The sequence below is a fragment of the Burkholderia sp. AU45388 genome (genome assembly GCF_030481585.1).
Taxonomy (GTDB): Bacteria; Pseudomonadota; Gammaproteobacteria; order Burkholderiales; family Burkholderiaceae; genus Burkholderia; species Burkholderia sola.
Window position 1 is genome coordinate 631,854 of sequence record NZ_JAUJPV010000002.1, and the last position, 12,421, is coordinate 644,274.

General features: G+C 66.7%; 11 protein-coding genes. 6 read left to right on the forward strand and 5 right to left on the reverse strand.

Going from position 1 to position 12,421, the window contains the following annotated elements:
- Positions 1–298 precede the first annotated feature (298 nt).
- The gene (locus QZM72_RS06755) at positions 299–2,428 is read left to right on the forward strand and encodes a TonB-dependent siderophore receptor (protein ID WP_089469028.1); all 2,130 of its coding nucleotides are present in this window, start codon (positions 299–301) and stop codon (positions 2,426–2,428) included.
- A 194-nt stretch (positions 2,429–2,622) separates the two neighbouring features.
- Here the strand turns inward: QZM72_RS06755 and QZM72_RS06760 are convergent, their stop codons facing one another.
- Positions 2,623–3,570: a LysR family transcriptional regulator gene (locus tag QZM72_RS06760; RefSeq protein WP_089469029.1), complete on the reverse strand. Its 948-nt coding sequence runs from the start codon at positions 3,568–3,570 to the stop codon at positions 2,623–2,625.
- Between the two features lie 226 nt (positions 3,571–3,796).
- On the opposite strand from QZM72_RS06760, the gene QZM72_RS06765 reads away from it, so the two are divergent.
- Positions 3,797–4,825, forward strand: a complete 1,029-nt coding sequence (locus QZM72_RS06765; protein WP_089469030.1) for a DUF1338 domain-containing protein — start codon at positions 3,797–3,799, stop codon at positions 4,823–4,825.
- Between the two features lie 238 nt (positions 4,826–5,063).
- Here QZM72_RS06765 and QZM72_RS06770 read toward each other — a convergent pair whose 3' ends face one another.
- The 3 genes from QZM72_RS06770 to QZM72_RS06780 form a co-directional block, all read right to left on the reverse strand.
- Positions 5,064–5,261: a CsbD family protein gene (locus QZM72_RS06770; protein ID WP_006479804.1), complete on the reverse strand. Its 198-nt coding sequence runs from the start codon at positions 5,259–5,261 to the stop codon at positions 5,064–5,066.
- Positions 5,262–5,314: 53 nt separating this feature from the next.
- On the reverse strand, positions 5,315–5,665 hold the full coding sequence (locus QZM72_RS06775) for a BON domain-containing protein (protein ID WP_089469031.1): 351 nt from the start codon (positions 5,663–5,665) through the stop codon (positions 5,315–5,317).
- An 84-nt stretch (positions 5,666–5,749) separates the two neighbouring features.
- Positions 5,750–5,914 (reverse strand): hypothetical protein, encoded by a 165-nt coding sequence (locus QZM72_RS06780; RefSeq protein ID WP_176730214.1) that lies wholly within the window; start codon positions 5,912–5,914, stop codon positions 5,750–5,752.
- A gap of 399 nt (positions 5,915–6,313) precedes the next feature.
- Between QZM72_RS06780 and QZM72_RS06785 the strand changes: the two genes are divergently transcribed.
- From QZM72_RS06785 to QZM72_RS06800, 4 genes are all read left to right on the forward strand, one after another.
- Positions 6,314–7,846 carry a helix-turn-helix transcriptional regulator gene (locus QZM72_RS06785; RefSeq protein WP_089469032.1) on the forward strand — a complete coding sequence of 511 codons (1,533 nt, stop codon included), beginning with the start codon at positions 6,314–6,316 and terminating at the stop codon, positions 7,844–7,846.
- 143 nt (positions 7,847–7,989) lie between these two features.
- Positions 7,990–8,181 carry a CsbD family protein gene (locus QZM72_RS06790; RefSeq protein WP_301737603.1) on the forward strand — a complete coding sequence of 64 codons (192 nt, stop codon included), beginning with the start codon at positions 7,990–7,992 and terminating at the stop codon, positions 8,179–8,181.
- Positions 8,182–8,595: 414 nt separating this feature from the next.
- Positions 8,596–9,747, forward strand: coding sequence for a branched-chain amino acid ABC transporter substrate-binding protein (locus QZM72_RS06795; RefSeq protein WP_301737604.1), 1,152 nt, complete (start codon positions 8,596–8,598; stop codon positions 9,745–9,747).
- Positions 9,748–9,898: 151 nt separating this feature from the next.
- A complete protein-coding gene (locus tag QZM72_RS06800; protein ID WP_301737605.1) occupies positions 9,899–11,071 on the forward strand; it encodes an FAD-binding oxidoreductase in 1,173 nt (390 codons plus the stop codon).
- A gap of 95 nt (positions 11,072–11,166) precedes the next feature.
- Here QZM72_RS06800 and QZM72_RS06805 read toward each other — a convergent pair whose 3' ends face one another.
- Positions 11,167–12,348 (reverse strand): serine hydrolase, encoded by a 1,182-nt coding sequence (locus tag QZM72_RS06805; protein WP_301737606.1) that lies wholly within the window; start codon positions 12,346–12,348, stop codon positions 11,167–11,169.
- Between the last annotated feature and the right edge of the window lie 73 nt (positions 12,349–12,421).

Below are 12,421 nucleotides of genomic sequence, written 5' to 3' on the forward strand. Positions count from 1 at the left end.
TTCCCAAGCGTTGCCACATGCGGCGACCGGTTAAATTCTTTCGTTTTTATTACGGTCTCAGCCGCCCGATCGTCTAAACAGAAAGGCATTCGTCAGGAATGCAGAGCGCAATGCGCGTTCACGTTGCGGGCAGGCGACACGGTGAAAATTAATTAAAAACACGAATCATTCTCGTTTATTATTTCGCCGCATTACGGGCCGTGACGAGGCGTCACGGCTTTTTTCGTGCCGGTTGCGCGGGCCGGCAGCGATCCGCGCCGGCCGTTCGCCGTTTTCTTCACCACCTTCTACGTTCACGATGAAACTCAACACGAGCGCGTGCCATGCGCTTCTGATCGCCACGTCGCTGGCCGGCGCCCGCACTTCGTTTGCGCAGGCGACCGACGCCGCGGCGACCCTGCCCGCGATTTCCGTCAACGCGGCCGCCGAACATGCGTCGTACGACGGCGGCCACTCGCGCGCGGCGACCAAGACCGACATGTCGCTGATGGACGTGCCGCAGACTGTGAACGTCGTGCCGCATGCGGTGATCGAGGATCAGAACGCGACGTCGCTGCAGGACGCATTGCGCAACGTGCCGGGCGTCGGTTTCTCGGTCGGCGACGGCCAGCGCGACCAGATCACGATCCGCGGCTTCAACAGCATCACGGACCAGTACGTCGACGGCATTCGCGACGACGCGCTGTATTACCGCGACCTGTCGAACGTCGATCGCGTGGAAGTGCTGAAGGGGCCGGCGGCCGTGCTGTACGGGCGCGGCTCGGCGGGCGGCATCGTGAATCGCGTGCTGAAGCGGCCGCAGGCGAACCCGGTGAACGACGTGGGCGTGGCGCTCGGCACGCGCGGCGAGCGGCGCGGCGAATTCGACCTCGGCTGGAACGCGAACGACGCGGCGCGCTTTCGCATGACCGGCGCGGCCGAGAATTCGAACAGCTTCCGCGACCAGTTCCAGCTCAACCGGCAGGCGATCGCGCCGTCCGCGCAGTTCAAGCTCGATCGCGACACCGTGCTGAACGTCGAATTCGACTACCTGCACGACCGCCGCACGTCCGACCAGGGGATACCCGCGTATCGCGGCCGGCCGGTCGACGTGCCGATCAACACGTACTACGGGTCGGCCGACGGGGTGAACAGTTCGTACAACGACGTCTCCGCGAAAAGCGCGACGGTGTCGCTGGATCACCGCTTCAACGATTCGCTGTCGTTCCACGGCGCGATCCGCGCGTACGACTTCTCGCTCGAGCGGAAGAACTACGTGACGTACGAGCCGATCAAGACCGCCGCGCACCCGGTCGTCACGCTCGACCAGTCGACGCGCCAGCGTACCGATCACGGCATCGACGGCCTGTTCGAACTCACGCAGAAGACGTCGCTGTTCGGCATGCGCCACGAGCTGCTGTACGGGCTGGAGCTGTCGCAGCAGCAGAAGTTCGACACGATCTACAGCGTGACGAAGGTCGCGACCTACGACCTCTTCAATCCGCAGCCGGTCGTCCTCCCGGGCGTGCCGATCGGCTCGCGTGCGAAGACGAACGCGTCGACCGTCGTCGGGCTCGCGGGCGTCTACGCGCAGGACCTGATCTCGCTGACCGAACACTGGAAGGTGCTCGCCGGCCTGCGCTTCGACTACCTGAACCAGATCCGTCACGACTACACGTCGTCGAACGTCAATCTCGACCGTACCGACCACGCGTGGAGCCCGCGCGTCGGGCTGATCTACGAACCGCTCGACTGGCTCACGCTGTACGGGTCGTTCAGCCAGTCGTTCTCGCCGCTGGCCGACACGCTGATCAGTTCCGGCGCGTTCTCGAACGGCGCCGCGCTCGCGCCGCAGAAGACCACCGCGTATGAAGTCGGCTCGCGCTTCGACCTCGGCGGCAAGGCGACGGCCAGCGTCGCGCTGTTCGACATGCGCCAGACCAACCAGCAGATCGGCGACCCCGCGAATCCCGGCTACGCGCTGCCGATCGGCACGCAGCACGTGCACGGGATGGAGCTCGGCTTCACCGGCGAGATCGCGCCGAAGTGGTCGGTGTATGCGGGTTACGCGTACCTGAACGGCACGGTGGACGGTTCCGCGCAATCGACGGCGGCCGGCCTCGCGGTGTCGAGCAACACGCCGGGGCTGATGCCGCGCCACAGCGCGAACCTGTGGCTCAAGCGCGAGCTGCCGTACGGCTTCTATGCGGCGGCCGGCATGCAGTTCCAGTCGGCGCGCTATACGTCGGCGAGCGATCTCGTCACGCTGCCGTCGTTCACGGTGTTCAACCTGGGCGCCGGCTATCGCAGCAAGAAGGTCGACGTGACGCTCACGCTCGACAACCTGTTCAATCGCCGCTACTTCATCGCCGCGCACGGCAACGCGGACCTGTACAACATGCCCGGCGATCCGCGTACGCTGACCGCCACGGTGAAGTGGCACATGTAACGCACGCGGTGTGCGACGATGCGGGGCGCCGTCACGATGCCCCGCATCTGAATGCCCATGATCGCGCCTCGCGATCAATGTGCCGAGCATGAGCGGCCGCGCCCGCGCGCTGCTGGTGAAGATCGTGTCAGCCGACGCGCTGGCGCGGCACGCATGCGGCGCCAGCGCGCGATGACATCGGCGCCACCACGCCATTACTCGACGTCTTCGTCATCCTCTTCATCGTCGTCGTGCACATCGCGCTCCGGCGCCGCATACGCGCTCGCCTGTTCGAGCAGCCAGCCGCGGAACGATTCCAGCGGCTTGCTGTGGCTGAACTCGGTCGGATACACGAGGTAATACGCCGAATCGCCGACGGTTGCGGCGTCGCACGGCACGACGAGGCCGAGCTGCTGCAACTGCTCCTCGACGAAGAACTTCGGCACGAGCGCGACGCCGAGCCCGGCCGCGGCCGCGCTGATCAGCATCGTATGCAGTTCGTAGCGCACGCCCTGCATCGTGCGGATGTCCTCGACGCCGTGCGTCTCGAACCACTGCGCCCACGCGCCGGGGCGCGTCGTCGAGTGCAGCAGCGGATACGCGAGCAGATCCTCGACGCGCTCCACGGGCCCGTTCAGCAGCGCGGGCGAGCAGATCGGCACGACTTCCTCGCCGAACAGGTAGTCGGACGACGTGCCGGGCCAGGTCGGCTTGCCGTAGTGGATCGCGGCTTCGAAGTGCGTGTCCTCGAACGAGAACAGGTCGGTGCGGCTGCCCATGTTCACGCGCACGTCCGGCGTGCGGTCGTAGAAGCTCTTGATGCGCGGAATCAGCCAGTGCGACGCGAAGGTCGGCAGCACCGCGAGTTCCAGGTAACCGCCGCCGCTGCCGTGCGCGATGATCGACAGCGTGTCGCGATCGAGCGCTTCCAGCGCGCGCCGCACCTGCGTGCCGTACAGCTTGCCGGCGCGCGTCAGCACGACGCGCTGCTTCACGCGCGCGAACAGCCGCACGCCGAGGCTCGCCTCCAGCGTCGCGATCTGCCGCGACACCGCGCTTTCGGTCAGGAACAGTTCCTTGGCCGCGTGCGTGAAGCTCTCGTGGCGGGCGGCGGCTTCGAAAGCCACCAGCGCGCCCATGTTGGGGATCTTGAATTTGCGCATGATGCTCGATTCATCTGATAAAAAGGGCCGCGCCGGACGGGGGCGAGAGACGAGCGAAAAGCGGCTGATAATTCCAAAAACTCATCACATATCAATTTAATCTCGCTTTACGCCCCGCTGCAACCCTTTGAATAATGCTTCCCGTGCCAGGTCAGGCGCCCGCGGGCGGCCGGCCGACGAGTTTGCCGGCACGTTTGCCGGCGGGTCCCCCGAGACGAGAATCCTGATGCGCAATCCGAATATCGACAGCTTGCTGACGAAGCTGCTGGGACAGGCGAAGACCGACGCCTTGTTCTCGACCCTGAACATGCCGGCCATCCTCGAGGAATGGGAGGACGGCATCGTGACGCGCGCGGAAATCGCACAGGCGATGAACATGGCGCTGTTCGAAGGGTTGCTCGAGCGTTCGGCGAACGGCCGCGCGTATACGGCCGACGCGATCGAACGCGGCGGCTCCGTCTATTTCGACCACGGCGCGCTGCGCACGGTGCGCTGGCCGCACACGGGCGCGCTGCCGCCGGGCGAGGCCGCGTTCACGCGTATCCTGCGGCCGCTCGGCTTTCGCCTGAACGGCCGCTACCCGCTCGACAAGCTCGGCATGACCGGCCGCGCGTATGCGCATGAAGACGCGCCGGACGAAATCGCGCAGTTCTTCGTCAGCGAACTGCATCCGGAGCGCTTCTCGAAGGAATTCCAGCAGGCGGTGACGAACGTCGTCGGCTCGTCGCGCGATCCGCTGTCGCCGGCGGCCGTCGCGCTGCTGTGGGAAGTCGAGCGCGAAGGCTGGCTGCCGCTGGATGCCGCGCATGCGCTGCTGCCGGAAATCGTCGGCGCGTTCGCGCGTCAGCACGACGTGCCGAACGAACTCGACTACGAGACGCTGTTGATGGAATCGGCGGAAATGGCGTGGATCGCGACCGAAGGCAATGCGTTCAATCATGCGACCGACCGCGTCGCTGACGTGTTCAAGCTGTCCGACGACGAGAAGGCGAAGGGCCGCCCGATGAAGCCGGAAGTCGAACGCTCGCGCTCGGGCCGCGTGTTCCAGACGGCCTATCGCGCCGATACGGTCGAGCGCGAGTTCCGCACCCGCGACGGCGGCACGGTGAAGCGCGACGTGCCGGGTTCGTTCTACGAGTTCATCACGCGCAAGCGCACGTTCGACCAGGCGTCGCGTCGCTGGGTGACCGACCTGCGCTTCGACGCGGGCAACGCGCAGGGCATCTTCAAGATGACGGCGAACGCGGTGAAGTAAGCGCGACGCATCACGTACCGCACGCAAAAGAGAAGGGCCGGCGGCTGATTTCAGCCGTCGGCCCGTTTTCGTCGACGAGGCGTCGCGTGCGTCAGAAGAGGTGCGACACCAGAAAGAACAGCACCAGCAGCCCGATCGGTACGCCGAGCAGCCAGGCGATCAGATATTTGCCCATGTCGTTATCCTCCTCGTGGCCGCGACGCAGCGTGCGTCGCGGCGGGGTGAAACGGGCCGCGCGTTACAGCTCGCGGTCGAATTCCTTCAATTGCTTCTCGGCTTCGTCGCGGGCGATCCCGTAACGCTCCTGGATCTTGCCGGCCAGGTAATCGCGATTGCCTTCCGCGACCTGGAGATCGTCGTCGGTCAGCTTGCCCCACTTGGCCTTCAGCTTGCCGGTGAGCTGCTTCCACTGGCCCTTGATCTTGTCTTCGTTCATGGTGTGCTCCTTGTGTAAGGGGAGAAAAGTGCGGCGGTGGGCCGCGTGGTAGCTCAGGCCTTCGCCTTCAGGCCGGATGCGTCGACGTGCTTCACGCCCTTGATCGCGCGCGTCACGGCGACGGCTTTCTTCACGGCGGTCTTCGTCGGCAGCACGCCCGTGAGCGTGACGACGCCATCCACCGTCTTCACGCTGATGTCGGTGCTTTCCACACCCTTGGTCGTCGCGAGCTCACCCTTCACCTTGGTCGTGATCCACGTGTCGGTGACAGGTTGATTCGATTCGCTCGCCATGCTGCTGTCGGTCGACGAGGCCTGGGCATGCGCGTTCGTGAGCGGGGCAGCGGACAGCAGGAAGGCCGCGCTGACGGCGAGCAGGGTCGAAAGGTGCGAGGTCTTGTTCATTGATGTTCTCCTTCGATTGGCGGGTTGAATCAATCAGTGAGGGAGCACGGATCGTTCCCGTGCGCTCCCATCCGCTTCCGTGGCTTAGCGGGCGATCGGCGTGTCGTAGCCGGGTTCGCGCGGCGGCATGTCCGGGCGCGGCACGTCGGGCGGCAGCGGCACCGGTGGATCGGTCCCCGGCGCCGGTTCGGGCGGACGGTCCGGAGCTGGTTCGGGCCGCGTCGGATCGGGTGTCTGTTGCAATTTCATCGGTATGTCCTCCCTCTGCGGTAGGAAAGAGCAGCGCGTGAGCGCCGATGCAGTACCAGCGTACCGACACGAACGCGAGCGGACATCGCGCAAATTCACCTGTTCGACTAGTGCGTTTGCACCGCGGGATGGAACGCGCGGGCGGGCACGCGACGTGCACCATGACCCGGGCAACGCGGCATGACGGGCTTCGAGGCCGTGCCGCGCCGTTCGGCGGGGCGCCGCACGAACCGCGGCCGGCGTGCGAATGTACTATTCGAGATAGTGCATCCGCGCCTGTCGCGCCGTTGCGCCGCACGTGATCATCGCCGCACCCGCGGGCCGGCGCATCACGCTGCAACGGGCGCCCGGGCCGCGCACGGTTGACCGCTCATGTAAGACGACAGGGACAACGAACCGATGAACGAACCAGTAGACGAACAGGCGCTCAAGTCGCATACCGACCGGCGCCAGCTTCACCAGATCATCGCGGGGCTTACCGAGGGCGTGATCCTGATCGAGCCCGACCAGCGCATCGTCTGGGCGAACGAGGCCGCGCTCGCGATGCACGGCGTGACCGAGCTGAAGGCGCTCGGCGCGGACGTCACCGAATACCGCGAGCGGTTCCGGCTGCGCTACCGGAACAACCATCCGGTGCGCGACGGCCACTATCCGATGGATCGCGTGATCGCCGGCGAGGAGTTCAGCGACGTGACGGTCGAAGTCGAATCGGCCGCCGACGAATCGGTGAGCTGGGTGCACCGCATCCGCAGCCTGGTGCTGACGAACGCGGCCGGCGCACCCGACTGCCTCGCGCTCGTGCTGCACGACGCGACCGAATGGGCGAGCGCCGAGGAGCGCTTCGAACGCACCTTCAACGCGAACCCGGCGCCGGCCGTGATCTGCCGGCTCGACGACTTGCGCTACGTGAAGGTCAACCAAGGCTTCCTCGACATGACGGGCCACGCGCGCGACGACGTGCTCGGCCGCTCGGTATACGAGGTCGACGTGCTCGAACAGGCCGAGCGGCGCGAGCTGGCGATCGAGCGGCTCGGCGAAGGCGCGACGATCCCGCAGATGGAAGCCGTGCTGAAACTGGCCGACGGCAGCACCAAGGCCGTGGTCGTCGCCGGGCAGCCGATCGACATGAACGGCGAGGCGTGCATGCTGTTCACGTTCATGGATCTCGAGCCGCGCAAGCAGGCCGAGCGCGCGCTGATGCAAAGCGAGGAGCGCTTCGCGACGGCCTTCCGGATGGCGCCGGTCGCGACCGCGATCGTCACGGCCGACCGTTTCGAGCTGCTCGACGTGAACGACGCGTTTGCGGCGATGACGGGCCACGTACCGGCCGACCTGCTCGGCAAATCCGCGGACGAGATCGGGCTGTGGGCCGAACGCGGCGCGTGGCCGCGCATCGAAGGCCGGCTCTCGCGCGACGGCCACGTGCGCAACGTGGACGTGCAGATCCGCACGCGCGACGGCGACGTTCGCGATTGCGTCGTGTCGGCCGACCCCGTCGCGATTCACGGGCGCGACTGCCTGCTCGTCGCGCTGCTCGACATCAGCGACCGCAAGCGCACCGAGATGGAGCTCGTCTATGCGATCGAGACCGCGATGCAGGACGCATCGTGGTTCAGCCGCACGCTGATCGAGAAGCTCGCGAACGTGCGGCGCGCGAATGCGCCGGATGCGGGCGCGCAGTTGTCCGACCTGACCGCGCGCGAGCGCGACGTGTTCGACCTGCTGTGCCATGGCCTCGCCGACAAGGAGATTGCCGGTCGCCTCGGGCTGGCGCCGAACACCGTGCGCAATCACGTCGCGACGATCTACGCGAAGCTCGACGTGCACAGCCGCGCCGAGGCGATCGTCTGGGCGCGCGAGCGCGGGATCGTCGGCGCGACCGAAACGAACGGCGCGCGCGGCGACAAGGGCGGCGGGAAGGACAAGGACTGACCGCGGCGGGTACGAATGCACCATGCCGATTGGTGCATCCGCATCTACCGCGCGCGGCGCCCGCTTGCGATCCTGTCCACTCGGCGGTGCGACGGAGGGCGCCGCATCGCCGGCTCTCCCTCAAACCATCGCAGGAGATGACCATGGACAAGAATCGCGTCGAAGGCAAGCTCAAGCAGGTCAAGGGTTCGGTCAAGGAAGCAATCGGCAAGGTGACGGGCGACCGCGAGACCGAAGCGGAAGGCCTGGCTGAACAGCAGGCCGGCAAGCTGCAGGAAAAGGCCGGCGAGGCGGCCGATGCGGTGCGCAACCAGACGGGTGCCGATCGGCACTGATCGACGACGCGGCGCCCGCCGTGGGCGTCGCGAAGGCCGGCCGGGCGGCGTTGCGCCGATGATGCGTTGCCGGCATGACCCCGGCCGGCCTTGACCGGGCGGCGCGGCCGCCATTTCCTGCAAGACCCTCCATTCACGGCCCGCCGTCGTACGGGCTGCGGATCGGCCATGACCGCGGAACTTGATGAAAAATCCTCACAACATAGTTCCGATATTTCGTTTGCTGCACGGGTATTGGCTACCCACAATCCATTCACCTCTTTCGCGATGAAAGGTTCTTCGAGACGGAATCGCGGTGATCGGCGAACCGGTCGCGCGCATTGCGCGTCGGCCGCGCAAGGAATCGCCGGCGCAGGAGGTTGCCGACGCGCGCCGATCGCGCGTTGCATCCCGACCCTCACGAGAAGGACTGCCATGACGTTCCGCATTCGTTCGCTTTCCGGCGCTGCACTGACCGCCGTGCTTCTCGCGTTTCAGCCGGGCGCGGCCCAGGCGCAGGAGACGATCGTCAAGGTCGGCGTGGCCGGCCCGCTGACGGGCGGCGGCGCCGCGTACGGCAAGGACATCGAGAACGGCGTGCGCATGGCGGTGGACGAAGCGAATGCCGCGCGGACGACCGTCGGCGGCAAGCCGGTGAAATTCGTGATCGCGTCGCAGGACGACCAGAGCGATCCGCGCACCGGCGTGCAGGCCGCGCAGCAGCTCGCCGACGCGCAGGTGGCCGTCGTGATCGGCCACTTCAATTCGGGCACGACGCTGCCCGCGTCGAAGATCTACGCGAAGGCCGGCATTCCGATGATCACGCCGTCGGCGACCAATCCCGACATCACGCGCGCCGGCCTCGACACCGTGTACCGCGTGATCGCGACCGACACGCAGAACGCCGGCAATGCCGGGACGTATGCGGCGAGCGTGACGAAGGCGAAACGCATCGCGATCCTCGACGATCGCACCGCGTTCGGCCAGGGCGAAGCCGACGAATTCGAGAAGGCCGTGAAGGCGAACGGCGGCACGATCGTCGCGCGTGAATTCACGAACGACAAGGCCGTCGACTTCAGCGCGCAACTCACGAAGATCAAGAGCGCCAACGCCGATCTCGTGTTCTTCGGCGGCCTCGACGCACAGGCCGCGATGCTCGTGAAGCGCATGCGCCAGCTCGGCATCCGCGCGCAGTTCCTCGCGGGCGGCGGCGTGATGAACGCGAACTTCATCAGGCTCGCCGGCAATGCGGCCGAAGGCGCATCGGTGTGGGAATACGGGCAGCCGCTGGCGCGTCTCGCGAAGGGCAAGCAGTTCGAAACGAAATTCAAGCAGAAGTACGGCGTCGACATGCTCGCGTACGCGCCGTTCGCATACGACGCGACGTGGATCGCGATCAACGCGATGCAGAAGGCGAACTCGACGAAGCCGACCGATTTCAACGGCGCGCTGAAGGGCACGCGCTACGACGGCATCACGGGCACGATCGCGTTCACGAACACGGGCGACCTGAAGAACCCGAGTTCGACGCTGTATGAAGTGAAGAACGCCGCGTGGCAGCCCGTCACGACGAAATCGGCGGACTGAACGCAACAGGCGCGCGGACTTTCGCGGCGATGCCGGACGTGCTGAAATAGCCGAAGCGATCGCCCGCGAAGTGTGCCCGCGCGACGCCGCGCGGGGCGCGGCACGCATCACCCACAGGCCCTGCGCCTTTTACGTGCAACCGGAGTCAGTCGTGAGTTCTCAAGTCGTCATCGTCGGCGGGGGTGTGATCGGCAGCTCGATCGCTTATTTCCTGCGCGCCACCGACCCCACGGTCGCCGTGACCGTCATCGAGCGCGATCCCACCTATGCCAAATCGTCGTCGGCGCTGTCGGCCGCGTCGATTCGCCAGCAGTTCTCCACGCCGCTGTCGATCGAGATGTCGCTGTTCGGCATCGAGTTCCTGCGCACGATCGGCGAACGGCTCGAAGTGGACGGCAACCGGCCGTCGATCGATCTGCACGAAGGCGGCTACCTGTTTCTCGCGACGCCGGCCGGCGACGCGACGCTGCGCGAGAACCATGCGCTGCAGACGCGCCTCGGCGCCGATATCCGGCTGCTGGACCGCGACGCGCTGCGCGCGAAGTTTCCGTGGCTGAACGTCGACGATCTCGTGTCGGGTGCGTATGGCGCGAGCGGCGAAGGGTGGTTCGACGGCTACGGGCTCGTGCAGGCGCTGCGCAAGAAGGCGCAGGCGCTCGGCGCGCGCTACGTGCCGGCCGACGTGAAGGACGTGGTGCGCGACGGCCGCAGGATCACGCATGTCGTGACGGGCGACGGCGAGCGCCATGCGTGCGACACGCTCGTCAACGCGGCCGGTGCATGGACGCGCACGCTGTCGTCGATGATGGGTATCGACATTCCCGTGTATGCGCGGCGGCGCAGCATCTTCAACGTCTCGTCGCCGGCGAAGCTCGCCGATTGCCCGCTGCTGATCGATCCGACCGGCGTGTATTTCCGGCCGGAAGGGCGCACGTATATCTGCGGCACGTCGCCGAGCCCCGATCGCGACCCGGACGACCTGCCGCTCGACGAAGTCGACCACGACCTGTTCGACGACGTGATCTGGCCGACGCTCGCGCACCGCGTGCCGGAATTCGAGGCGCTGCGCGTCGAGAATTGCTGGTCCGGTTACTACGAATACAACGTGTTCGATCACAACGCGATCATCGGCTACCACCCCGAACTCGACAACGTCGTGTTCGCGAACGGCTACAGCGGCCACGGGCTGCAGCAAGGGCCGGCGACCGGGCGGGGCGTCAGCGAACTCATTCTGGGCGGGCGTTACGACACGCTCGACCTGTCGTCGCTCGGCTGGGCGCGTGTGCTGGAAAACCGGCCGATCGTCGAAAAGAACGTCGTGTAGTGCGGCGTGACCGCCCGGTATGGGGTGGGCGGGATTCTCCTTGTGTCTCAAACCCGTTGGCCCGGCGTTGTCGGGCTTTTTTTCGTGTGCACGCGTTAGCCGACGCCGTAGACGGCATCGCGCAGATCGAGCGTGTACTGCCCGTTCATCCCTTCGTAGAGCGTGTTCGACAGCGACACGACGGTGAGCCCGCGTGCGCGGTCGACGAACCACGAATGGCCGTAGACGCCGCCCCAGCGCCACGTGCCGACGGATTCCGGCGACGCGGCCGCCTGCGGATCGCGCAGCACCGAGAAGCCGATCCCGAAGCCCGCGCCGGGCAGGTCCGGCAATTCGGAATCGCCGGTCTGCACGCGTCCCATCTCGTCGACCAGCTCGGCCGGCAGGATCGTGCCGCCGCCCGCGCGCAGCGTGTCCAGCACCGTCAGCACGTCGCCCGCGGTGCCGACCATTCCGGCGCCGCCCGACGGGAACGCTTGTGGATTCAGCGCGCGCGACGGCGAGTACGTGACGCCGACGAAGCCTTCTTCGATGGGCACCGTCTCGTTCTCCGCGAGCCGATGCGGCTGCGGCGTGTCGTTCACGTACGGCGTGGCGAGCCGCGCGGGATCGCGTGCGACGAAGCCCGTGTCGCGTGCGCCGAGCGGGCGCAGCACGAGCGCATCGATCGCGTCGGCGAGCGGCACGCCGCACACAGCCTCGATCAGCGCACCGATGACGTCGATCGACAGCGAATAGTTCCAGCTCGTGCCCGGTGCGAACAGCAGCGGCACGCTCGCGATCCGGCGCAGGTTGTCGGCGAGCGTGATCGAGGCGCCGTCGAGCCCGTCGGACACGCCCGCACGCGCATAGGGGCCGTTCGCGTCGGTTTCGTTGAAGCGATAGTCGAGGCCGGCGGTATGCACGAGCAACTGGCGCACCGTGATCGTCGGCACGCGGCCGTCGGGCAGCGCCGGACGGAATTCGGGCAGCCAGCGCGTGACGTCTTCGTCGAGCGACAGCTTGCGTTGCGCGACGAGTGTCATCGCGGCCGCCGACACGATCGGCTTCGTGACCGACGCGAGCCGGAACTGCGTGTCCTCGCGCATCGGCGTACGCGACTCGCGGTCCGCGAACCCGGCTGCGCGGCGATAGACGAGCTTGCCGTCGCGGGCGACCAGGACGACCGCGCCGACGAGGCGTTGCGTATCGAGCTGGCGGGACAGGACCGCGTCGATGCGCTCGGCGAGCGCGGGATCGATTGACGACTGCAGTGACGATGCGGGAGAGGAGGTCATCGTGAATTCCGTCGTGAGGGGGCTGGTCGACATGTTAGGCGGCTGTTGCCGTACGCGTCGTTAACCCTTACAC